This is a genomic window from Achromobacter sp. UBA2119 (assembly GCF_002331005.1).
GTDB classification, from domain to species: domain Bacteria; phylum Pseudomonadota; class Gammaproteobacteria; order Burkholderiales; family Burkholderiaceae_B; genus Achromobacter; species Achromobacter animicus.
Genome location: NZ_DCYD01000017.1, coordinates 153994 through 177241 on the forward strand (window position 1 = coordinate 153994; position 23248 = coordinate 177241).

The following is a 23248-nucleotide window of genomic DNA, read 5'->3' on the forward strand; positions in this document are numbered from 1 at the left end:
TAGAATCGCCTCAGATGCCGGCCTGGTCCGCATTGCGGAGCGCGAGCCGGTCGGACCTGCCGAACAATATAAGGGAGACCGCGCGGATATGTCCGATACCGTCGATTACATCGTGGTGGGCGCCGGCTCGGCCGGATGCGTGATGGCGAACCGGTTGAGTGCGGACGGCGCGCACTCGGTGTGCCTGCTGGAGGCCGGTCCCAAGGACACCTATCCGTGGATCCACATTCCGATCGGCTACGGCAAGACCATGTTCCACAAGGTGGTGAACTGGGGCTTCTACACGGACCCGGATCCCAACATGCTGGACCGGCGCATCTACTGGCCGCGCGGCCGCACGCTGGGCGGCTCCAGCGCCATCAACGGCCTCATCTACATCCGCGGCCAGCGCGAAGACTACGACGCGTGGGCGGCGGCCGGCAACGCAGGCTGGGGCTGGGACGACTGCCTGCCGTGGTTTCGCAAGCTGGAAAACAACGACCTGGGACCCGGCCCCACCCGCGGTACCGAGGGTCCGCTGAACGCCACGTCCATCAAGACGCCGCATCCGCTGGTGGAAGCGCTGATCGCCGCCGCGGGCAAGCTGGGCGTGTCGCACGTGCGCGATTTCAATAGCGGCGACCAGGAGGGCGTGGGCTATTACCAGCTGACCACGCGCAACGGCCGCCGCTGCTCCACGGCCGTGGCTTACCTGCGCCCCGCGCAGGACCGCCCCAACCTGCGCATCGAGACCGATGCGCACGCGATGGCCGTGCTGTTCGAAGGCAGCCGCGCCTGCGGCGTGCGCTACCGGCAAGGCGGCCAGGTCCGCACGCTGCGCGCCCGGCGCGAAGTCGTGCTGTGCGCGGGCGCCCTGCAATCGCCACAACTGCTTCAGCTATCCGGCGTCGGGCCCGCCAGCCTGCTGCGCGAGTTCGGCATCGGCGTCGTGCGCGACCTTCCCGGTGTGGGCGAAAACCTGCAGGATCATCTTCAGATCCGGCTGATCTACGAGACCACCCGACCCATCACCACCAACGACCAGTTGCGCAGCCTGACCGGCCGGCTGCGCATGGGGCTGCAATGGCTGCTGCTGCGCAGCGGTCCGCTGGCCGTGGGCATCAATCAGGGCGGCCTGTTCTGCCGCGTCGATCCGGCCAGCCGCACGCCCGACACCCAGTTCCATTTCGCGACCCTGTCCGCCGACATGGCGGGCGGCAAGGTGCATCCGTTTTCCGGCTGCACCTATTCGGTGTGCCAGTTGCGCCCGACCTCGCGCGGCCGGGTGCGCCTGCGCAGCACGGACCCGTTCGAGGCGCCGTCCATGCAGCCCAATTACCTGTCGACGGACCTGGACCGCCGCATGGCGGTGGCCGCCGTGCGGTATGCGCGCCAGGTCGCCGCGACCCAGCCGCTGGCCGGCCTGATGAAACGTGAGTTCCGGCCCGGCCCGGACGTGCACACGGACGACGAGATCCTGCACTTCTGCCGCGAATATGGCGCCACCATCTTCCACCCGTCAGGCACGGCGAAGATGGGGCCGCGCAGCGATCCGCTGGCCGTCGTGGACGAGCGCCTGCGCGTGCACGGCGTGTCGGCGCTGCGCGTGGTGGATTGCTCGATCATGCCCACGCTGGTTTCGGGCAACACCAACGCGCCGGTCGTGATGCTGGCCGAGCGCGCGGCGGATTTCATGCTGCAGGACGTGCGGCAGGCGCGCGCGCAAGTCCTGCACACGCCCGCCCGGATGGAGATGACGGACCCCGGCTAGGAAACCCATATCGCAGACAGACCCGGCCGCGGCAGCGCAGATTGCCAGGCCGACCCACCAAAGGAGACTGGACATGGCCAAGCAAAACGAAGCGGCGGTGCGCAAAGTCGTCACCGCCTCGCTGATCGGCGCCACCATCGAGTGGTACGACTTTTTCCTGTATGGCGTCGTCGCCGGCATCGTATTCAACAAGCTGTACTTTCCCACCGGGGATCCGCTGGTCTCGACCATGCTGGCGTACACGACGTTTGCCGTCGGTTTCGTCACCCGGCCGCTGGGCGGGCTGATCTTCGGCCATTTCGGCGACCGCATCGGCAGAAAAAGCATGCTGGTGATGACGCTGATGATCATGGGCATCGCCACCTTCCTCATCGGTCTGGTGCCCACGTACGACATGATCGGCATCTGGGCGCCGATCCTGCTGCTTCTCTTGCGCGTGTTCCAGGGCATCGGGCTGGGCGGCGAATGGGGCGGCGCGGTGCTCATGGCCTATGAATACGCGCCACCGGAGAAAAAAGGCTTTTACGCGTCGTTGCCGCAGATCGGGCTGGCGATCGGGCTGTGCCTGGCGTCGGGTACGGTGGCGCTGCTGTCCGTCCTGCTGACCGACGAGCAGTTCATGGCGTGGGGATGGCGCATCGCCTTCCTGGCGTCCGCCGCCATGGTGGCCGTCGGCATGTACATCCGGCTCAACATCAAGGAAACGCCGGAGTTCACCGCGGTCAAAGCGCAGAACGCCGAAAGCCGCATCCCGTTCATGGACATGATGCGGCGCTATCCCGGCAACGTCGTCAAGGGCATGGGCGCGCGCTACATCGACGGCGTGTTCTTCAACGTCTTTGGCGTATTCTCGATCTCGTTCCTGACGCAGTCGGTGCAGATCACGCGGACCGAGGCGTTGATCGGGGTGATGGCGGCGGCGCTGGTGATGTGCTTCTTCATCCCCTTCTTCGGCCGCCTGTCCGACCGCATCGGCCGCACGCGCGTGTACTTCTGGGGATCGCTCATCACCGCCGCGGCGTCGTTCCCCGGCTTCTGGATGATGATCAACAGCGGCGGCAACGTGATGCTGATCTGGCTGGCCATCATCATTCCGTTCGGGATCCTGTATGCCGCCATCTACGGACCGGAGGCCGCGCTGTTCTGCGAGCTTTTCGACGCCAAGGTGCGCTACACCGGCATCTCGTTCGTCTATCAGTTCTCGGGCATCTTCGCGTCCGGCATCACGCCCATCATCGCCACGGCCCTGCTCAAGACGGGCGGCGGGCAGCCGTGGCTGATCTGCCTGTACGTGCTCTTCGCGGGCGTGGTGTCGGCGTTCTGCGCGTGGCTGATCGGGCGCGGCAAGCAGCCGGTGGAGCTGGACGGCGCAGGCCAGCCGTCCATGCCGCGGGCTGGGCTGCGCAAGGCATAGACGGCGGGCGGCCCCCGATAGGCGGTACGCGGCTGGCGGTGGCGGCGCGGCTCAGCCCGGGCCGTCGCCGATCGGGGTCAGCGCGGCCCGCCCCGCTCAGTCCAGCGCTGCCTGCGGCGGCTGCTGGGCCGGCCAGCCGCCGCCCAGCGCTTTGAACAGTGTCGCCAGCGCCGCCTGGCGCTGCGCGCTGACGTCGATATAGGCGATCTGATCCGTGTAGGCGCTGCGTTGCGCGTCCAGATAACGCAGATGGCTGTCGACACCGCCGCGATAACGCGCCTCGGACAACTGCATGGCGATCTGGCTGGATTGCGCCAGCGCCAGGCGCGAGGCCTCTTCGCGGCGCAGCGTCTCGGTGGCTACCAGCGCGTCGGACACCTCGCGAAACGCCGTCTGGATCGTCTTTTCATACTGCGCCACGGCGATGTCCTTGCGCACGGTGGCCAAATCCAGATTGGCCACATTGCGCCCGCCGGCAAAGATCGGCAGCGTGATCTGCGGCGTGAACGACCAGGCGCGCTGCCCGGATTCGAACAGGCCCGACAGGTCCGCGCTGGAACTGCCGAACAGCCCGGTCAGCGAAATGCTGGGAAAGAACGCCGCCCGCGCCGCGCCGATGCTGGCGTTGCGCGCCTGCAACTGATATTCGGCGGCCAGGATGTCGGGACGGTTTTCCAGCAGCGCCGACGGCGCGCCCGCCGCGATCTCCTGCACCAGCATCGGGGCATCGGCCGTGCGCGCCGGCAGGTACGGCGACAGGTCGCTGATCCCCACCAGCAGGCCGAGCGCATTCCCGGCCTGGCGGACCTCGCGATCCATGCGTTCCAGTTCCGCGCGCGACTGCTCGGTCAGGCCCAGCGCTTCCTGATAGTCCAGCGCCGTCGCCGTGCCCGCCTGGCGGCGTTTGACGATCAGCTCCAGTGACGCCTCGCGGCTGGCGAGGGTCTGGCGCGTGACATCCAGGCGGCGTTGCGCGCTGTCGCGGGCCACATAGGCCTGGATCACCTCGGCCACCAGGCTGATTTGCGCGCTGCGCGCCGTGGCCTCGGTCGACAGGTACTCCTGCAACGCCGCGTCCGACAGGCTGCGCACGCGGCCGAACAGGTCCAGTTCAAAGGCGGTGAGGCCCAGGCCGGCCTGGTAGCTGCTTTGCACCGCCGCCTCGCCGGTGGTGTTCAGGTCGCCGGGGACGCGCTGGCGCGTGCCCGTGCCCTGCGCATCGATGCCGGGCAGCCGGTCGGCCCGCGTGATCTGATACTGCGCCCGGGCCGCCTCGATGTTGAGCAGCGACTGGCGCAGGTCGCGATTGTTGGCCAGCGACAGCTCGACCAGCTTGCGCAAGGCGTCGTCGGTGACGAAGGACTGCCAGTCCAGCGTCGCCGCAGCGGATTCGCCGGGGCTGGTCGACGCCTGGCTCCAGTTCTCACCAACCGGCGACGCCGGGCGTTCGTAGACGGGCGCCAGCGAGCAGCCTGCAAGCGCCGCGGTCAGCAGCAGCGCGGACATCCGCAGGGGAAAGAAGGTCTGCAACATGAATTACTCCTGCACCGTGCGCGGCGTGGCGTCGGGGGTGGGCGAGGACTTGGTCGAGTCTTTGCCCCGCTTGCGCTGCACCAGCGACAGCACCCACACGAAGAAGATGGGGACGAAGATCACGCCCAGTAGCGTGGCGGTCAGCATGCCGCCGATCACGCCTACGCCCAGCGCGCGCTGGCTGGCCGCGCCCGCGCCGGAGGCCAGGGCCAGCGGCACGACGCCCAGGATGAACGCCAGCGACGTCATGACGATGGGACGGAAGCGCAGCTTGGCGGCCTGGATGGCGGCGTCGGCCAGCGAATGCCCCTGTTCGCGCAGGCTCTTGGCGAACTCCACGATCAGGATGGCGTTCTTGGCCGCCAGCCCGATGATGGTGATGAGCCCCACCTTGAAATACACGTCGTTCGGCATGCCCAGCACCGTCACCGCCAGCACCGACCCCAGCGCGCCGATCGGCACGATCAGCATCACGGACGCCGGAATCGACCAGCTTTCATACAGCGCAACCATCAGCAGGAACACCACCAGGAACGCCAGCGCAAACAGCATGGGCGCCTGCGAGCCGGCGAACTTCTCCTGGTACGACAGGCCCGTCCACTCGTAGCCGATGCCTTCGGGCAGCCCCGCCACGATGCGCTCGATCTCGGCCATCGCCTGGCCGGTGCTGCTGCCGGGCATCGCGTCGCCCGCGATCTTGAAGGCCGGATAGCCGTTGTAGCGGGAGATCTGCACGGGGCCGTTCTCCCAGTCCGTCTTGACGAACGCGCTCAGCGGAACCATGCCGCCCGTTTTGTTGGGCACGTTCAGTTGCAGGATGCTCTCCGGCGTCATGCGGTCACGTACGTCGGCCTGCACCACCACGCGCTGCAGGCGTCCGGCGTTGGCAAAGTCATTGACCGTGGCCGACCCGTAGGCGGCAGAGATCGCCGTGCTGATGACGTCAAAGCCCACGCCCAGCGCCTCGGCCTTCTCGCGGTCGATGTCCAGGCGCAGCTGCGGCGCGTCGGCCAGGCCTTCCATCATGGCGTAGGCGATCACGGGCGAGCTGTTGGCCTGGGCCAGCAACTGGTTGCGAGCGTCGGTCAGCGCCGCACGGCCCAGTCCGCCCCGGTCCTGCAACCGCAGCGCGAAGCCGCCCGAGTTGCCCAGGCCTTCAATTGGCGGCGGGTTGACGGCCATGACCGCGCCGTCGTCGATCGCTGCAAATTTCGCGTTCACGCTATCCGCCACGTCGGTGGCCGATTGGCCCTCGCCGCGCTCGGACCAATCCTTGAGCGTGGGGAAAGCAATGCCCGCGTTCTGGCCGGTGCCCGAAAAGCTGAATCCCATGACGGTGAAGGCGTCGCCCATCGCGTCCAGCGACAGCAGGTGCTGTTCGACGTCGGCCACCACCTTGTCGGTGCGCATGTGCGTCGCGCCCGGCGGCAGTTGCACGTCAACGATGACGTAGCCCTGGTCTTCCGGCGGAACGAACGATTCGGGCACGCGCACGTACAGCACGGCCAGCACCGCGACGATGGCCGCGTAGATGACCATGTAGCGGCCCGTGCGGCGCACCAGGCGCGTATTCAGCGCCTCGAAGCGGCCCGTCAGGCGATTGAAGACGCGGTTGAACCAGCCGAAGAAGCCCTGCTTTTCATCATGATGGCCCTTGGGGATGGGCTTGAGGAACGTGGCGCACAGGGCCGGCGTGAACGTCAGGGCCAGGAAGCCCGAGAACAGGATCGACACGGCCAGCGACAGCGAGAACTGCTGATAGATCACGCCGACGGAACCGCTCATGAAGGCCAGCGGCAGGAACACGGCAGACAGCACCAGCGTGATGCCGACGATGGCGCCGGACACCTGCTCCATGGCCTTGACCGTGGCTTCGCGCGGCGACAGCCCTTCCTCGGCCATGATGCGTTCGACGTTCTCGACCACGACGATGGCGTCGTCCACCAGAATGCCGATGGCCAACACCATGCCGAACATGGTCATCATGTTGACCGAGAAGCCCAGCACCGACATCACTGCAAACGTGCCCAGCAGACATACCGGCACCACGATCGTCGGGATCAGCGTGTAGCGGAAGTTCTGCAGGAACAGGAACATCACCAGAAACACCAGCACCATCGCTTCCAGCAGCGTGTGCACCACCTTCGTGATGGCCACGCTGACGAACTTGGACGTGTCGAATGGCACCGAATATTCAACGTCTTCGGGGAATGAGGCCGACAATTCTTCCAGGCGCGCATTCACGGCCTTGACGGTGTCGATGGCGTTGGCGCCCGGCGCAAGCTGGACGGCCGCGCCTACCGACTTCTTGCCGTTCAGGCGCGTTTCAAAGTCGTAGCTCTGGCGTCCCACTTCCAGACGCGCCACGTCGGCCAGGCGCACGGACGAGCCGTCCGGGTTGGCGCGCAGCACGATGCGCCCGAATTCGTCCGGGTTGTCCAGCGTGCCCTTCACGGCCAGCGTCGCGGTCAGTTCCTGCTCGGGCGCGCCGGGGCGGCTGCCGAAACTGCCGGCCGGCACCTGCACGTTCTGCGCGGCAATCGCCGCGTTGACATCGGCCACCGACAAGCCCAGGCCCAGCAGCTTCTGCGGGTCGATCCACACGCGCATGGCGGCTTCGGCGCCAAAGAACTGCACCTTGCCCACGCCGTTCACGCGGCGGATTTCGTTGTTGATGTGGCGTGCGGCGTAGTCGGACAGACCGACCACGTCCTTGTGCGCGTCATCGCCCTTGTACGTCAGGGCGTAGATCATCAGGAAGTTCGAGCTGGCCTGCTCAACCTGCAGACCCTGCTGCGTCACGGCGGACGGCAGACGCGCCTCGGCCTTCTTGATGCGGTTCTGCACGTCCACCTGCGCCAGGTCGGGGTCCGTGCCCGGCTGGAACGTGACGGTGATTTCGGCGCTGCCGCTCGAGCTGCTGGACGACTCGTAATACAGCATGTTCTTCGCGCCGTTCAGCTCTTCCTCGATGACGCTGGTCACCGAATCGACCAGCACCGTCGCAGACGCGCCCGGATAGGTGGCGGCGATGGTCACCTGCGGCGGCGCGACCACCGGAAACTGCGACACGGGCAGCGACGGAATCGCCAGCAGCCCCGCGAGCGAGATGAAGATGGCCACCACCCAGGCGAAATTGGGGCGGCCAATGAAAAACTTGGACATGGTCTAACCTCGGATGTGCGCGCGATTCATGAGGGCCGCTTATTGCTTGGCAGACGCGGCGGCATCGCCGGCGGCGGCCACCTTGGGCTCGTTCGCGGGCGTCACGCTGACTTTCTGGCCGGGCACGGCGGCGCTGACGCCGCCCACGATCACCCGGTCGCCGGGGGCCAGGCCCTCGGTGATGTGCCAATCGCCGCCGCGCATCGTGCCTGTCTGCACCGCGCGGGTCTCCACGACGTCGTCCGCGCCGACCACCAGCACCTGCGGCTTGCCATCGGTGCTGCGCGTGACGGCGCGCTGCGGAACCAGGATCGCTTCCGGATCCACGCCCTGGTGCGTGCGCACCCGGACATACATGCCCGGCAGCAGCAGCACGTCGGGGTTGGCGAACTCGCCGCGCAATGCCACCTGGCCGGTGCTCCGGTCCACGGCAATGTCCGAGAACAGGAGGCGCCCTTCGCGCTGCTGGTCGGTGCCGTCGATCGTGATGGAGATGCGGGCGCCCTCGCCTTCGCCCAGACTGCCGTTCTGCATGGCGGCGCGCATGCGCAGCATGTCGCCGACGGGCTGGCTGAAGTCCACGTAAACCGGGTCCAGTTGCTGGATCGTCGCCATCGGCGTGGCCTCGTTCTGGCCCACCAGCGCGCCTTCGGTCACTTGCGCGCGTCCGATGCGGCCGGAAATGGGCGCCTTTACGGTGGCGTAGTCCAGATTGAGCTGCGCGGTCTCGACATCGGCCTGGGCCGAGCGGCGCGCGGCCAACGCGCTCTTGAGCGTGGTGTTGGCCGTGTCGAAGTCCTGCTGACTGACGGCTTCGATCTTGACCAGGGGCGTGTAGCGCTTGACCACGGCCTGCGCGTCGGACACGGCGGCCTGGGCCTTGGCCAGCTCGCCTTCCGCACGTGACAAGGCCGCCTTGAATGGCGCCGGGTCAATGCGGAACAGCACGTCGCCGGCCTTCACATCCGCACCTTCCACGAAGTTGCGGCTCAGCACGATGCCGGCCACGCGGGCACGGACCTCGGCCACACGCATGGGTTCGACCCGGCCGGGCAGCTCGCTGATCAGCGTGTAGCGCTGGGGTTGCACGGCCACCGCCTGGACCGGACGCGGCCCCGCCGCCTGCGGCTCACCGCCATCGGACCCGCCGCAACCGGCCAATAGGATTGCCGTCGCCAACACCGCCAGGGGCAGTCGCCAAGCTTTATTCACCTTCATTACTACCCCCGCGCAGCGCGTTTTGAATTCAAAGAGATGCCGATGCTACCCGAAAGGACGATTTGAATCAATATTGATTCATTTGCTGCTTTTAAGCTTAAATCTGACCTCTCAGAAGTCTTTACTTGATAAATCTGCGGAAGTTTGTACAAAGTGAATCGCCCATGATCCAATACCGGCCCAGGGATAACCACAAATGGGGAGGAGGCAATGTCTGAAGAGGCAAGCCACGAGCGGCTGCTCGTCGCACTGGCGCTTGCGATGGTGGATCAGCCGCGGGCGACCCTGCAGGAGCTGGCCAAGGCGGTCGGCGTCAGCAAGGCGACCCTGTACCGGTTCTGCAAGACGCGGGATCAGTTGGTGTTGCGCCTGATGACGCATTGCGCGCAGGTCATGAAACAGGCACTGGCGGATTCGCACCTGGACAGCGCCCCGCCCCGCACGGCGCTGCGCAGCCTGATCGAACAGCACCTGGCGCACAAGGAATTGACGGCGTTCCTGATCTACAACTGGAAGCCCGATACGGAACTTGAGCCGGACATCATGAACAGCTGGTCCGGCTATCAGGAAACCCTGGATGCATTCTTTTTGCGTGGTCAGCGCGAGGGCGCGTTCCGCGTGGACATGACCGCCGCCGCGCTCAGCGAGCTCCTGATCGGAATCATCACCAGCATGGTGGACGCCGAGCGGCGCGGCCGGATTGCGCGCATGGGCATTGCGCAGGTGGCCGAACAGATGATGCTGCACGGCATCTCGGCCTAGCCGGCGGTTGTGCGGAAGTGACGCGGGGCGAGGCCCCGCGCCTGCTTACGCTGCCGTCACCGGACGGCCGTAAAACGGATAGTTGGGATCGTTGTAACCGTGCGCCGATGCATGGCCCGGCGTCACCCACTCGTTCACGACCGTTTCGTCCTCGGGCGTGATCGTCACGTCCAGCGCCGCGTAGTAATCGTCCATCTGCGCCAGCGTACGCGGACCCGCGATAACGGCAGTGATGACCGGATTGGCCAGCACCCACGCCGTGGCGAAATGGCCCGGCTGCACGCCGCGCGCGGCGCTGTGCTGCACCAGCTTCTGTGCGATCTGCAGCGATTCCTCGCGGAATTCGGTCGCCAGGATGCGGCGGTCGCCCCGTCCGGCGCGCGTATCCGCTGCGGGCGCCTGGCCCGGCAGGTACTTGCCCGTCAGCACGCCACGCGCGATCGGGCTGTACGGCACCACGCCCAACCCGTAATGCTTGCACGCCGGCAGGATCTCGACTTCGGGTCCGCGGTTCAGCATGTTGTAGTACGGCTGGCACACCACCGGTTGCGGCACGCCGAGTTTTTCGCATAGACGCATCATCTCGGCGATGCGCCAGCCGCGAAAGTTCGACAGCCCGAAGCTGCGCAGCTTGCCCGCGCGGATCAGGTCGCCCAGCGCCCACAGCGCTTCTTCCAGGTTTTCTTCGTGGTAGTCGCGATGCAGGTACAGGATGTCCATGAAATCCGTGCCCATGCGCGACAGGCTCTGCTCCACCCCGCGGATCAGCCACTGGCGCGAGTAATGCGCCAGGTTCGGCCCCTTGCCGACCGGATTGCCGATCTTGCTGGCCAGCACCCAGTCGTGGCGCTGCCCCTTGAGCAGCTTGCCCACGACCTCTTCCGACCGGCCTTCGTTGTAGACGTCGGCGGTATCGATGAAATTCAGGCCGTGATCGCGTGCCGACGCAACGATGCGCGCCGCTTCGTCATCAGGCGTCTGCTCCCCGAACATCATCGTGCCCAGGCAGAGCGGCGACACCCGGAGATTGCTGGTTCCCAGTCGGCGGTAATTCATGGCGTGGTTCCTTGATCGGATGAAGGGATAAGGCGTGGCCGCGCGTCACCGCGCAGCCGAACGCCACATCTTGCCCGAAAAAACCTGACATGCCGCAAAACCCGGACGAGGATTGGGGTGTCAGAGACCGGAATCGGTCTTACTGGTGTCAGACACCGGAATCAGTCTTACGGGTCTTAGACACCCGCATCCACCGCCGCCAGGATCTTCCCGAACAGCGCGTCCGCATGGGCCGAATTCAGCCAGCGCACGATCACGACCATCTTGCGTTCCGGTTCCACCCACGTGAACGAGCTGCCCGCGCCCACGCCGAAGAAGCTGGACGACGGCACACTGGGAAACACCTTGCCTTCGTGGTTCAGCCAGATCAGATAGCCGTAGTACGGGGCGATGTCGCACGGGGTGCGCATGGCCTGCAGCCATTCGCGCGACAGGATCTGCTTACCATTGGCCTGGCCGTCGTTCAGCAGCATCTGGCCGATCAGCGCCTGGTCCTTGGCGCTGATGGACATGCCGCCGCCCCAGTGCGAGCCGCCGGGCACCGACGGCATGCGCTGGCCGTCGATCTCGACCCAGGCATTGTCGTAGCCGACCCATTGCCAATCCTCGCTGCAGCCGATAGGCCGCGTGACGGCCTCGCGGAACACTTCCGGCAACGGCTTGCGGAACAGATGCAGCAACGCGTACGACAGCTGATTGATGCGGACATCGTTGTATTCCCAATACGTGCCGGGTTCCTGCAGCGGACGCGCATCGCCCTTCTTGCCGTCGGGCGGCACACCGAACGTGACGGCGCGATAGCGGTCCGCCTGATCCGACACGCCGAAGCGTTCGCCTTCCCATTCGCTGGTCTGCTGCAGCAGATGGCGCCACGTGATCGACGCATTGCGGCCTTCGTCAAAACCGATGCCCGGCACGCGCTTGCCGACGGGCTCGTCCACGTCCGGCAGCAGGCCGCGGTCATGCGCCACGCCGGCCAGGATGGCCAGGTACAGCTTGGCGACGCTGAACGTCAGGTCGGCGCGGTCCGGCTCGCCCCACTCGGCCACCGTCTTGCCGTCCACCACGACCACGCCGGACACCGGCCCGCGGTCATGGATGGGGCCGAGCAGGCGGTTCCAGGGCGGCGGATCGTTCAGGTGCACGCCGAAATTGCCTTTGACGCTGCGGTCCCAGGTCGATTCGTGGTCGTTGGCAAACTGGATCGCCTGCTGCATGAGCGTATTCATCGGTTCCCTCGTTGTTGTGTGTTCATTGCCCCGCGCTTTGTGGCGCGCGGGTCAGATATTCCATGGCCGCCTGCAACCCGCCCGAGCGGTGCGGGACGCCGGCCGCGGCCAGCCCCATCTCCACGCCCGCCAGCGTGCCGCATAGCGTCAGATCGTTGAAGTGGCCCAGATGGCCGATGCGGAAGATGCGGTCGGACAGTTTGCCCAGCCCCTGTCCCAGCGACATGTCGAAGCGGTCCAGGATGACCTTGCGCAGCGCGTCGGCGCTGTGCCCGTCAGGCATCAGCACGGCGGTCAGCGCCGGACTGTGCGCGGCCGGGTCCACGCTCAGCAGCTCCAGCCCCCAGCCCGCCACCGCCAGGCGCGTGGCGCGGGCATGGCGTTCGTGACGCGCGAACACCTGCGGCAGCCCTTCAGCCGCCAGCATGGCCAGCGCTTCATGCAGGCCGTACAGCAGATTGGTCGACGGCGTGTACGGAAAATAGCCCTTCGTATTGGGCCCGAGCATCTCGCGCCAATCCCAGTACGACCGCGGCAGGCGCGCGGTCTCGGCCGCCGCCAGCGCGCGTGGTCCCACCGCGTTGAACGACAGGCCCGGCGGCAGCATCAGGCCTTTTTGCGAGCCAGCCACCGTCACGTCCACGCCCCATTCATCATGGCGGTAGTCGATGGAGCCCAGCGAAGAAATCGTGTCGACCATCAACAGCGCCGGGTGACCGGCCTGGTCGATGGCGGCGCGCACCGCGGCGATGTCGCTGGTGACGCCGGTGGAGGTCTCGTTGTGCACCACGCACACGGCCTTGATGCGGTGCTGCGTATCTTCCGAAAGCCGCGCGCCAATCACGCCGGCATCGACCGGATGACGCCAGTCGCCCTCGATGTAATCCACTTCCAGCCCCAACCGCCCGGCCAGCTTGCGCCACAGGCTGGCGAAGTGGCCGGTCTCGACCATCAGCACGCGATCGCCCGGCGACAGCGTGTTGACCAGCGCAGCTTCCCACGCGCCGGTGCCCGACGCCGGAAAGATCACGACGGGCGACTCGGTCTGGAAGATGTGCTTGAGGCCCGACAGCACTGCCTTGCCGAGTTCACCGAACTCCGGTCCGCGGTGATCGATGGTGGGCAGGTCGATGGCGCGCAGGACCCGGTCGGGCACGTTGGTGGGACCGGGAATCTGCAGGAAATGCCGGCCGGACGGGTGGGTGTTCAGCGTGAGCATGCGTGGCCCCAATGTGGACGGTTTGTATACCAAGGCGGCTTTGCGCGGCGGTCAGGCAGCGCGGGGCGGCCTGGCGGACTTGCGGCATGCGTCACTCTATCCCATTGTTTTTACGTCGATAACCTAGGGTATACACCCATCAAAACCACCGTGAAGACAGGTTTATAGTCTGCGAAAACAAGGGGAATTTTTGTATACCAATGCGCAGCGATCCTAGCTTCTTGCCGGATCATGCCGAGGCCGTTGCCTCGTCCGATCTCACGCCCGATTCCGCCCCGACGGCCGTCCGCGCCGCCGGCGACGGGCGCACGCTGGCGGCATCGGCGGCCGGATCGCTACGCGAACGCATCATCCAGGGCGAGTTCCCGCCCGGCACCCGGCTGAACGAACGCGCCCTGTGCGACCTGCTGGGCGTGTCGCGTACCCCGCTGCGCGAAGCGTTCCGCCTGCTGGCCGCCGAAGGCCTGGTGCAGATCGAACCGAACCGCGGCGCGCAGGTGGTGGCGCTGTCGGACGCCAACATCCGCGAGGCCTTCGAAGTGATCGGCGGCCTGGAGGCCATGTCGTGCCGGTTTGCGTGCGAGCGCGCGACGGACGTCGAGATCGCCGAGATCCGCGCGCTGACCTACGAAATGATGGCCAGCCACGCGCGCCACGACCTGCCGACGTACTTTCGCGTCAACCGCGAGATCCACGAACGCATCAGCCTGGCCGCGCACAACAGTTTGCTCAAACAGCTTTACGACGCGCAGAACGCGCGGATCCAGAACCTGCGCTTCGTCTCGAACGAAGACCGGCAGAAATGGGATCTGGCGATGCGCGAACACATAGAAATGGCGGAGGCCCTTGCCGCGCGCGACGCGGACCGGCTGGCAGCCATCATGCGGCAGCACCTGCAGCGCAAATGCGACGCGGCGCTCAAGAGCCGGAGCGAGACGATAGATACGCAACACATGTAGTGTCATCAAGAGGAGCCTTCACCATGGCTGATAGTCGCTTCACACCTTGCTGCTTCACCCCCGCTACCCCTGCGCTGTCCTCCCGCCGTTCCACCCCGCTCAAGGCCCTGGCCGCCGCCCTGCTCGCCTGCGCCGCGTTCGCCACCCAACCGGCGCTTGCCGGCAAGAAAGACGACACCCTGCGCATGGCCTATGACCAGGCGCCGGAAAGCGTCGACCCGTACTTCAACAACGTGCGCATCGGCGTCATCATTGCCGCCAACGTGTGGGACACCCTGCTCTACCGCGACCCCGTCACAAACGAGTACAAGGGCCAGCTTGCCAAGAGCTGGAAGCAGGTCGACGACAAGACCATGGAGTTCGAGCTGCGCGAGGGCGTCAAATTCCACAACGGCGAAGAGTTCGACGCCGACTCCGTGGTTTACACGCTGAACTACGTGGCCGATCCGAAGAACAAGGCCGTCACGCAGCAGAACGTGTCGTGGATCGACAAGGTCGAGAAGATCGACAAGTACAAGGTGCGCCTGACCACCAAGGAGCCCTTCCCCGGCGCCAAGGAATACCTGTCCACCACGGCCGCCATCCACCCGGCGAAGTATTACCAGGAGGTCGGCCCCAAGGGCATGAACGCCAAGCCCGTGGGCTCGGGTCCGTACAAGGTCGTCGACTACCAGCCCGGCAAGTCCATCACGCTGGAACGCAACGCCGACTACTTCAAGGATTCGCCCAAGGCGCAGCCCAAGATCGGCAAGGTCGTCATCCGTTTCATCCCCGACCGCCAGACGCAGATGGCCGAGGTCATCTCGGGCGGCGAAGACCTGATCATGAGCGTGCCCAAGGACCAGGCCGAACAGCTGGGCGGCATGCCGAACCTGCAGATGGTCACGGGCAACACCATGCGCATCGTGTTCATGCAGATGAACATCCTGGAAGGCACGCCCGCGCCGCAGCTGAAGGACGAGCGCGTGCGCCGCGCGATCATCCACGCGATCGACCGCGAATCCATGCTCAAGAACATCGTGGGCGAAGGCGGCGGGCTCATCAACACCATCTGCACGCCGTCGCAAGTGGGCTGCACGCAGGAAGGCGCGCCGACCTACAAGTACGATCCCGCGCAGGCCAAGAAGCTGCTGGCCGAAGCGGGCTACCCGAATGGCTTTGATATCGACATCGTCGCGTACCGCGAACGCAACCAGACCGAAGCCATCATCAACTACCTGCAGGCCGTCGGCATCCGCGCCAAGCTGAACTTCCTGCAGTACGCCGCGATGCGCGACATGATCCGCGCGAACAAGGCGTCGCTCACGCACCAGACGTGGGGCTCGAACCTGGTGAACGACGTGTCGGCGTCCACGCCGGTGTACTTCGCCTTCGGCAGCGACGACATCACGCGCGACCCGAAGGTGCGCGACCTGCTCAAGAAGGGCGATACCACCATCGAACCCGGGCCGCGCAAGGCGGCCTACAAGGAGGCGCTGGACATCATCGCGGAAAAGGCCTACGCCGTTCCCCTGTGGACGCTGCCCGCCTACTACGTCGCCACCAAGGACGTGAACTTCAAGCCCTACTCGGACGAGCTGGTGCGCTTCTGGGACATGAGCTGGAAGTAAGGCGCGGTCCGCGCCGGGCGGGCTTCGCAAACGCCCGGCGCTGCTGAACAGAGAGGAAGTCCTATGCTTTATTTCACGCTGAGGCGCCTGGGCCTGGCGGCGCTGGTGGCGCTGACTGTGTCGATCCTGGCGTTCCTGCTGCTGCACCTGTCGGGCGACCCGGCGCTGGCCCTGGCCGGCGAAGGCGCGCGGCAGGCCGACATCGACATGATCCGCAAGACCTACGGGCTGGACCGCCCGATCATCGTCCAGTACGCCGACTGGCTCTGGCACATCCTGCAAGGCGACTTCGGCACGTCGGTGTACTTCAAGACCGAGGCCGGACCGCTGATCCTGTCCAAGCTGGCGACCACGCTGAAGCTGGGCATGGCGGCGCTGGCGTTTGCGCTGTGCATCTCGATTCCGCTGGGCGTGCTGGCCGCGCTGTACAAAGGCAGCCTGATCGACCGCGTCTGTCTGGCGATCGCGGTGCTGGGCCAGGCGCTGCCGAACTTCTTCTTTGCGCTGATCCTGATCATGCTGTTCTCGATCTCGTTGCGCATCCTGCCGGTGTCGGGCAGCGGCACGTGGCAGCACTTCGTCATGCCCGCGATCGCGCTGGGCTATTACGTCGCGCCGGCGTTCATGCGCCTGATCCGCGCCGGCATGATCGAGGTACTGAGCGCCGACTACATCCGCACCGCGCGGGCCAAGGGGCTGCCCGCCCGCAAGGTCATCTTCAAGCACGCCCTGCGCAACGCCATCGTGCCGGTGGTCGCGCTGGCCGCCGTGCAACTGGGCTACCTGCTGGGCGGCTCGGTGGTCATCGAGACCATCTTCGCGCTGGACGGCCTGGGGTATCTGGCCTATCAGAGCATCACGTACAAGGACTATCCGGTCATGCAGCTGATCGTGCTGCTGCTGTCGGTGCTGTATGTGCTGCTGACGCTTGCCGCCGATGTGGCCAACGCGTGGCTCGATCCGCGCATCCGGGTGTCCTGACATGAACACGCCTACGCTCACCCCCGCCACCCCCGCCGCGGCCCCGCTGGAACTGTCCGCCTCCACGCTGCGCTGGCGCCGCCTGCGGCGCAACAAGGCGCTGCTGGCCGGCGGCGGCATCCTCTTCGTCATCGTGCTGATCGCGCTGCTGGCGCCGTGGATCTCGCCCCACGATCCCTATTTCCAGGATCTGGCCTACCGCACCGCTCCGCCCGTCTGGTACGAAAAAGGCACCTGGCTGCACCCGCTGGGCACCGACCAGCTGGGACGCGACTATATGTCGCGCCTGTTCTACGGCGCACGCATCTCGCTCTTGATCGGCATCAGCGTCGCGCTCATCTCGGGCCTGATCGGCACGGCGATGGGCATGGCGGCCGGCTACTTTGGCGGCAAGGTCGACATGGCCGTGTCGTTCCTCATCACCACGCGCCTGTCCATGCCGGTGATCCTGGTGGCGCTGGCCACCGTGGCCATCGTCGGCGGCTCGCTGTGGGTGGTGATCCTGGTGCTGGGCCTGCTCAAATGGGACCGCTACGCCGTCGTGATGCGCAGCGCCACGCAGCAGGTGCGCTCGCTGGAGTACGTGGCTGCCGCGCAGGCCGCTGGCGCCAGCACCTGGCGCATCGTCTGGGGCGAGGTCCTGCCCAACGTCGTGCCGCAGCTCATCGTGATCGCCACGCTGGAAGCCGCCAGCGCGATCCTGCTGGAAGCCTCGCTGTCCTTCCTGGGCCTGGGCGTCCAACCGCCGCTGCCGTCGTGGGGCTTGATGATCTCCGAGGCCAAGGCCTACATGTTCTTCTCATTCTGGCTGATCGCCATTCCCGGGTCGGCGCTGGCGCTCTTGATCTTCGCGATCAACCTGGCCGGCGACGGACTGCATCAACTCCTGACGCCTGAAGAGAGGGCCTGAGCATGAACGGCACCGATATCGTCCTGGACGTCCAGGGACTGACCGTCGACATCGCCACGCCACGCGGGCCGCTGCACGCGGTGCGCGACGTGTCGTTCCAGGTCAAGCGCGGCGAAACGCTGTGCCTCGTGGGGGAATCGGGCTGTGGAAAGTCCATGACCTCGCTGGCCATCATGGGTCTCTTGCCCAAGGCCGCCCGGCGCAGCACGCGCCGGCTGGCGGTGCTGGGCGAGGATCTTTCGAAGGCGCGCGGGCGGCGCGTCAACGCGCTGCGCGGCAGCAAGATGGCGATGATCTTTCAAGAGCCCATGACGGCGCTCAACCCCGCCTACGCCATTGGCGAACAGCTCACCGAACACTACATCCACCACTGCAAGGCGAGCAGCCAGCAGGCGCGGGACCGGGCGGTGGAACTGCTGGAAAAGGTCGGCATCGCCTCGGCCGGCCAGCGGCTGGGGCAGTATCCCCATCAGTTGTCCGGCGGACTGCGTCAGCGCGTGATGATCGCGATGGCGCTCATGTGCGGCCCTGAACTCTTGATCGCCGACGAACCCAGCACCGCGCTGGACGTCACGATCCAGGCGCAGATCCTGCGGCTGCTGGCCGACCTGCAGGCGGAACTGGGCATCGCGATGGTGCTGATCACGCATGATTTGGGCGTCGTCGCGCGCATCGCGCGGCAGGTGGCGGTGATGTATGCGGGGCAGATCGTCGAGGAAGGCCCCGTTGCCGACATCTTTGCGACGCCGCATCACCCCTACACGCAAGGGCTGCTGGGCTGTATCCCCGTGCCGGGCCGCACGGCGCCGGGCGAGGCGCTGGGCACCATACCCGGCGTGGTGCCTTCGCTGGTGGGCGACCTGCGCGGCTGTGCCTTTGCCGACCGCTGCCGCTACGCGCAGCCGCAATGCCGGCAGGCCGTTCCCGTCCACGGCCAGGCGACTGGCCAGCAATGGCGCTGCATCCTCAGCGCCGAAGGAGTTCCGGCATGAGCGCGCTGCTGCAAGCCGATGGCGTCAGCCGCCAATTCACGGTGCGCGCCGGCATGTTCCGCCCGCGAAGCACGCTGCACGCGGTCAATGGCGTGGACCTGGCGGTTGACCGGGGCGCGGTGCTGGGCATTGTGGGCGAGTCCGGCTGCGGCAAGTCCACCCTCGCGCGCATGCTGCTGGGGCTGACGCCGCCGACCGAAGGCGCCATCCGCCTCGACGGCCAGGACATCCGGCAGATGGACCGGCGCGCCCTCGCCCGGCGCGTGCAGCCCATCTTCCAGGACCCGTACTCGTCGCTGAATCCGCGCCGCTCCATTGCGTCGATCGTGTCGCTGCCGCTGGAGGTGCATGGCATCCCGAACCCGAAGATGCACAAGGCGATCGACATGCTCGAGCGCGTGGGCCTGCCGCCGCGGCTGGCCCACAACACGCCCGGGCAGCTGTCCGGCGGCCAGCGCCAGCGCGTGGCCATTGCGCGCGCGCTGGTCATGCAGCCCGAGCTCGTCATCTGCGACGAACCCACCTCCGCGCTGGACGTGTCGGTGCAGGCGCAGATCATGAACCTGCTGATGGACCTGCGCCGCGACTTCAACCTGACGTATGTGTTCATCAGCCACAACTTGGCGGTGGTCGAGCACATTGCCACCCACGTGGCCGTGATGTACCTGGGCCGCGTGGTGGAGTCGGCGCCCACCGCCCAGCTCTTTCACGACCCGCGCCATCCGTACACGCAGGCGCTGCTGGCGTCGGTGCTGACGCCCGAACCCGGGCTGGGCATCCCCGACATGGGGCTGGGCCTGTCGTTCCCTGACCCGCTGCATCCGCCGTCCGGCTGCCCGTTCCATCCGCGGTGCCAGCACGCGATGGCGCAATGCAAGACCGAGCGGCCCGCATTGACCGTGCGGGAAGGCGCGCTGGTCGCCTGTCACCTCTATCCGCCCGTCCCCTCGACTTCCAATGGAGCCACCCAGCCATGACCCGCGCACACGCCATCGCCCAGGCGGAACACTGCTTTGATTCCGGCGCCTTCCGCACGCTGTTGGCGCGCCGATTGGCGCTGCCCACGGAAAGCCAGAACCCCGAACGCGCCGCCGTGCTGGCGGACTATCTGCAGGACGAGATCCGTCCGGCGTTCGAGGCCCTGGGATTCACCTGCCGCACGCTGACGCATCCGAAGGCGCTGGCGCCGTTCCTGTACGCCGAACGCATCGAGGATCCGGCCCTGCCCACGGTGCTGGGCTACGGGCACGGCGATGTGATTCGTGGTCTGGAACGGGAATGGAAGGAAGGCCTGTCGCCGTGGTCGCTGACCGAGGCCGAAGGCCGCTGGTACGGCCGCGGCATTGCCGACAACAAGGGCCAGCACACCATCAACATGGAGGCGCTGCGGCTGGTGCTGGAGACGCGCGGCAAGCTCGGCTTCAACGCCAAGTACCTGATCGAGATGGGCGAGGAAACCGGCTCGATGGGGCTGCGCGAACTGTGCACCGAGCACCGCGACCTGCTGGCCGCCGACCTGCTGATCGCCTCGGACGGCCCGCGCCTGAGCGCCAACCGTCCCACCATCTTCCTGGGCGCGCGCGGCAGCCTGAATTTCGACCTCACGATCGAGGCACGCGCCGGCGGACATCATTCGGGCAACTGGGGCGGACTGATCTCCAATCCCGGCCTGCAGCTGGCCCACGCGATCGCCAGCATCGCCTCGCCCGTTGGCCAGATCCGCATCCCGGAATGGGTGCCGAAGGAACTGCCGCCGGCCGTGCGGCGCGCGCTGGCCGACTGCCAGGTCGACGGCGGCACGGACGGCCCCGAGATCGAACCGGACTGGGGCGAGCCCGGTCTGTCGCCCGCCGAACGCGTGTTCGGCTGGTGCTCGTTCGAGGTGCTGGCCTACAAGACCGGCAACCCCGACACGCCCGTCAACGCCATCCCGCCGCGCGCCTGGGCGCGCTGCCAGTTGCGCTTCGTGGTGGGCGTGGACCCGGACGACCTGATTCCGGCCCTGCGCCGCCATCTGGACAGCCATGGCTTTCCGATGGTGCAGATTTCGCTGACCCGCGAATCCATGTTCCGCGCGACCCGCATCGACCCCGACGACGCCTGGGTGCGCTGGGCCGTGGACTCGCTGGAACGCACCTCTGGCCAGAAGACCGCGCTGCTGCCCAACCTGGGCGGCTCGCTGCCCAACGACATCTTCACCGACGTGTTGGGCCTGCGCACGATCTGGGTGCCGCACTCCTACCCCGGCTGCTCCCAGCATGCGCCCAACGAGCACCTGCCGCCGGAACTGCTGCGGCAGGCGCTGGGGTTGATGACCGGGCTGTACTGGGACCTCGGCGCGGGCGGCACGCCGGAGATCAGAAGTCCCAGATGACCGGCACCCAACGGAACGCGTTGCCTTCCACGGCGACGCGTCCCACCGAGGGAAACGGCAGGTGCGCCGCCACGAGCAGACCCTTGTTTTCGGCCAGTTCGTTGAACAGCGCGAAGCGCACGCGGGCCGATTCCTCGGGGTCGTGCTCGAAGCCGTTGTGCCATTCGGGATGGTCGAAGGCCACCGGGAACACGGCATCGCCGGCGAACGTCAGGCGCTCGCCACCGGAGATCAGGTCGACGACACAGTGGCCGGGCGTGTGGCCGCCGGTATGGCGCACGATGACGCCCGGCGCCACTTCGTGGCGGTCCTCGAAGACGCGGATCTGATCGCGGTACGTTTCATAGAAGCTGGTCGCCGTCGATCGCAGCACGGCGGGCACCGGCTTGGGCATGACCGTCTGCGAAAAATCCGGCGAGGTCCAGAACGCGACTTCAGTCGCATTGACGTGGATGCGAACATCTTTGCGCAGTCGCTCCTTCACGCCGGGGACCAGCAGGCCGCCCACGTGGTCCATGTGCATGTGGGTGATGATGACGTCCGTCACGGACTCCAGCGGAATGCCGGCCGATTGCAGGCGCTGCGGGAACTGGCCCGCGCGCGGAAAGCCCGAGAACTGGCCGCCCAGCCCCGCGTCGATGAGGATGGTCTGATCACCGCTGCGCGCCACCATCACGTTCAGCGGCCAATCGAAGGCGTCCGGCGGCATGAACATGTGATCGAGCCAGTTGGCCAGATCGGCCGGGTCGGCATTGGTGGCCATCGTCGACGTGGGCAGCGGCAACACGCCGTCGCTGACGACCAGCGCATCGATGTCGCCCACCTGCACGGCGTAGCGGGAAGGCACCAGATCGATGGCCTGGTGGGTGATGGGGTCCAAAGTGTCTGCGGAAAACATGGCGAAATCTCCTTGAAGGCGGCCGGTTGATCCGGCCGGAAACCGGCGCCCTCGCGCCGGGTCGTTGCGTGGCGGCGCGCGCGTCAGCCGCGCAGGAAAGCCAGCAGATCGGTGTTGATGCGGTCCTGCAAGGTGGCCGTCAGGCCATGCGGGGCGCCGGGGTAATAGATCGCCTGCGCGTTCTTCACCAGACGCACGGCCTTCTTGGCCGAGTCGTGGATCGGCACGATCTGGTCGTCTTCGCCGTGCATGAACAACGTGGGCACGTCGATCTTCTTCAGGTCTTCGGTGAAATCCGTTTCCGAGAACGCCTTGACGCACTCGTAGGCGTTTTTCTGGCCGCTCTGCATGCTCCACAGCCAGAACTGGTCCAGCTGGCCCTGCGAAATCTTCGCACCCGGGCGATTGGCGCCGTAGAACGGCACGGCCAGATCCTTGTAGAACTGCGAGCGATCGCCCGCCACGCCGTCGCGGATGCCGTCGAATACCGACAGCGGCAGGCCTTCCGGATTGGCGGCCGACTTCAGCATCACCGGCGGCACCGCCCCGATCAGCACAGCGCGCGACACGCGCTTCGTGCCGTGGCGGCCGATATAGCGCGCCACTTCGCCGCCGCCGGTGGAGTGGCCCACCATCGCGATGCTCTTGACGTCCAGCGCCTCGATCAACTGCGCCAGATCGTCGGCGTAGGTGTCCATGTCGTTGCCGTTGGACGGCTGCGAAGAACGCCCATGGCCGCGGCGGTCATGCGCAATCACGCGAAAGCCATTGCGCGCCAGGAAGTGCAGTTGTCCGTCCCACGCATCCGCGTTCAGCGGCCAGCCGTGCGAGAACGTAACGACCGGGCCGGCGCCCCAGTCCTTGTAGTACAGCGTCGTGCCGTCTTTGGTGACGAAGGTGTTGCTGTTCATGGGAGTGCTCCGTTGGGGTTGGGAATTGCGCTGCGGGGCTGCTTGTGCGCCGATGGCAAAGGCGCTGCCAGCCAGGAGCGCGCTGCCGGCAAGCAGCGTGCGCCGGGCGGCGTTATACGAGTCGTTCATGGGGATCCTCAAGGTCGGAAGAGACAGTGAGGGCATCGTAGGACTGCGCCCGCGAGCGCGGTAGACACGGCGCGGGAAGCACGATGTTGTGCAATGCGCACCAATGCCGGCGGGAGGTTGCCGGCGTGCGCGAGACAG

Annotated in this window: 18 protein-coding genes; 10 read left to right on the forward strand and 8 right to left on the reverse strand. The window is 66.6% G+C overall.

The genetic code is table 11. The features are described 5' to 3' along the window. The first annotated feature begins 88 nt into the window (after positions 1–88). Together B3098_RS19810 and B3098_RS19815 are read left to right on the forward strand one after the other, a co-directional pair. Positions 89–1750 (forward strand): GMC family oxidoreductase, encoded by a 1662-nt coding sequence (locus B3098_RS19810; protein WP_279974178.1) that lies wholly within the window; start codon positions 89–91, stop codon positions 1748–1750. Between the two features lie 73 nt (positions 1751–1823). After that, positions 1824–3164 (forward strand): MFS transporter, encoded by a 1341-nt coding sequence (locus tag B3098_RS19815; RefSeq protein ID WP_239215952.1) that lies wholly within the window; start codon positions 1824–1826, stop codon positions 3162–3164. Between the two features lie 96 nt (positions 3165–3260). Here B3098_RS19815 and B3098_RS19820 read toward each other — a convergent pair whose 3' ends face one another. From B3098_RS19820 to B3098_RS19830, 3 genes are read right to left on the reverse strand one after another with little or no spacing between them, the layout of a single operon-like run. Further along, a complete protein-coding gene (locus B3098_RS19820; RefSeq protein WP_286898597.1) occupies positions 3261–4697 on the reverse strand; it encodes an efflux transporter outer membrane subunit in 1437 nt (478 codons plus the stop codon). A gap of 3 nt (positions 4698–4700) precedes the next feature. Beyond that, a complete protein-coding gene (locus tag B3098_RS19825; protein ID WP_286898598.1) occupies positions 4701–7862 on the reverse strand; it encodes an efflux RND transporter permease subunit in 3162 nt (1053 codons plus the stop codon). Between the two features lie 39 nt (positions 7863–7901). Continuing rightward, the gene (locus B3098_RS19830; RefSeq protein ID WP_286898599.1) at positions 7902–9080 is read right to left on the reverse strand and encodes an efflux RND transporter periplasmic adaptor subunit; all 1179 of its coding nucleotides are present in this window, start codon (positions 9078–9080) and stop codon (positions 7902–7904) included. 210 nt (positions 9081–9290) lie between these two features. Between B3098_RS19830 and B3098_RS19835 the strand changes: the two genes are divergently transcribed. Next, positions 9291–9842, forward strand: coding sequence for a TetR/AcrR family transcriptional regulator (locus tag B3098_RS19835; RefSeq protein WP_286898600.1), 552 nt, complete (start codon positions 9291–9293; stop codon positions 9840–9842). A 45-nt stretch (positions 9843–9887) separates the two neighbouring features. Here B3098_RS19835 and B3098_RS19840 read toward each other — a convergent pair whose 3' ends face one another. The 3 genes from B3098_RS19840 to B3098_RS19850 all read right to left on the reverse strand — a co-directional run bounded on the left by B3098_RS19840 (position 9888) and on the right by B3098_RS19850 (position 13346). Continuing rightward, on the reverse strand, positions 9888–10898 hold the full coding sequence (locus tag B3098_RS19840) for an aldo/keto reductase (RefSeq protein WP_286898602.1): 1011 nt from the start codon (positions 10896–10898) through the stop codon (positions 9888–9890). A gap of 176 nt (positions 10899–11074) precedes the next feature. Then, positions 11075–12127: a serine hydrolase domain-containing protein gene (locus B3098_RS19845; protein ID WP_175136702.1), complete on the reverse strand. Its 1053-nt coding sequence runs from the start codon at positions 12125–12127 to the stop codon at positions 11075–11077. Between the two features lie 22 nt (positions 12128–12149). Further along, entirely contained in the window at positions 12150–13346 is a 1197-nt protein-coding gene (locus tag B3098_RS19850; protein ID WP_286898605.1) for a pyridoxal-phosphate-dependent aminotransferase family protein, read from the reverse strand. A 200-nt stretch (positions 13347–13546) separates the two neighbouring features. Between B3098_RS19850 and B3098_RS19855 the strand changes: the two genes are divergently transcribed. The 7 genes from B3098_RS19855 (at position 13547) to B3098_RS19885 (ending at position 21172) form a co-directional block, all read left to right on the forward strand. Continuing rightward, positions 13547–14305 (forward strand): GntR family transcriptional regulator, encoded by a 759-nt coding sequence (locus tag B3098_RS19855; protein ID WP_175136704.1) that lies wholly within the window; start codon positions 13547–13549, stop codon positions 14303–14305. 23 nt (positions 14306–14328) lie between these two features. After that, complete coding sequence (locus B3098_RS19860) at positions 14329–15915, forward strand: ABC transporter substrate-binding protein (protein WP_175185423.1); 1587 nt, start codon at positions 14329–14331, stop codon at positions 15913–15915. A 63-nt stretch (positions 15916–15978) separates the two neighbouring features. After that, positions 15979–16896 carry an ABC transporter permease gene (locus B3098_RS19865; protein ID WP_175121809.1) on the forward strand — a complete coding sequence of 306 codons (918 nt, stop codon included), beginning with the start codon at positions 15979–15981 and terminating at the stop codon, positions 16894–16896. A 1-nt stretch (position 16897) separates the two neighbouring features. After that, a complete protein-coding gene (locus tag B3098_RS19870) occupies positions 16898–17806 on the forward strand; it encodes an ABC transporter permease (RefSeq protein WP_175121810.1) in 909 nt (302 codons plus the stop codon). A 2-nt stretch (positions 17807–17808) separates the two neighbouring features. Then, positions 17809–18798, forward strand: coding sequence for an ABC transporter ATP-binding protein (locus B3098_RS19875; protein WP_105238664.1), 990 nt, complete (start codon positions 17809–17811; stop codon positions 18796–18798). After that, complete coding sequence (locus B3098_RS19880) at positions 18795–19775, forward strand: ABC transporter ATP-binding protein (protein WP_279974162.1); 981 nt, start codon at positions 18795–18797, stop codon at positions 19773–19775. Before B3098_RS19875 ends, B3098_RS19880 begins: the two co-directional genes overlap by 4 nt. Further along, positions 19772–21172 carry a M20 family metallopeptidase gene (locus B3098_RS19885; RefSeq protein WP_175121812.1) on the forward strand — a complete coding sequence of 467 codons (1401 nt, stop codon included), beginning with the start codon at positions 19772–19774 and terminating at the stop codon, positions 21170–21172. Before B3098_RS19880 ends, B3098_RS19885 begins: the two co-directional genes overlap by 4 nt. On the opposite strand, the gene B3098_RS19890 is transcribed toward B3098_RS19885, so the two are convergent. Both B3098_RS19890 and B3098_RS19895 read right to left on the reverse strand, forming a co-directional pair. Then, a complete protein-coding gene (locus B3098_RS19890) occupies positions 21156–22070 on the reverse strand; it encodes an MBL fold metallo-hydrolase (RefSeq protein ID WP_175121813.1) in 915 nt (304 codons plus the stop codon). The genes B3098_RS19885 and B3098_RS19890 overlap by 17 nt on opposite strands. Positions 22071–22153: 83 nt before the next feature. Beyond that, complete coding sequence (locus tag B3098_RS19895; RefSeq protein WP_286898608.1) at positions 22154–23110, reverse strand: alpha/beta fold hydrolase; 957 nt, start codon at positions 23108–23110, stop codon at positions 22154–22156. Positions 23111–23248 lie beyond the last annotated feature (138 nt).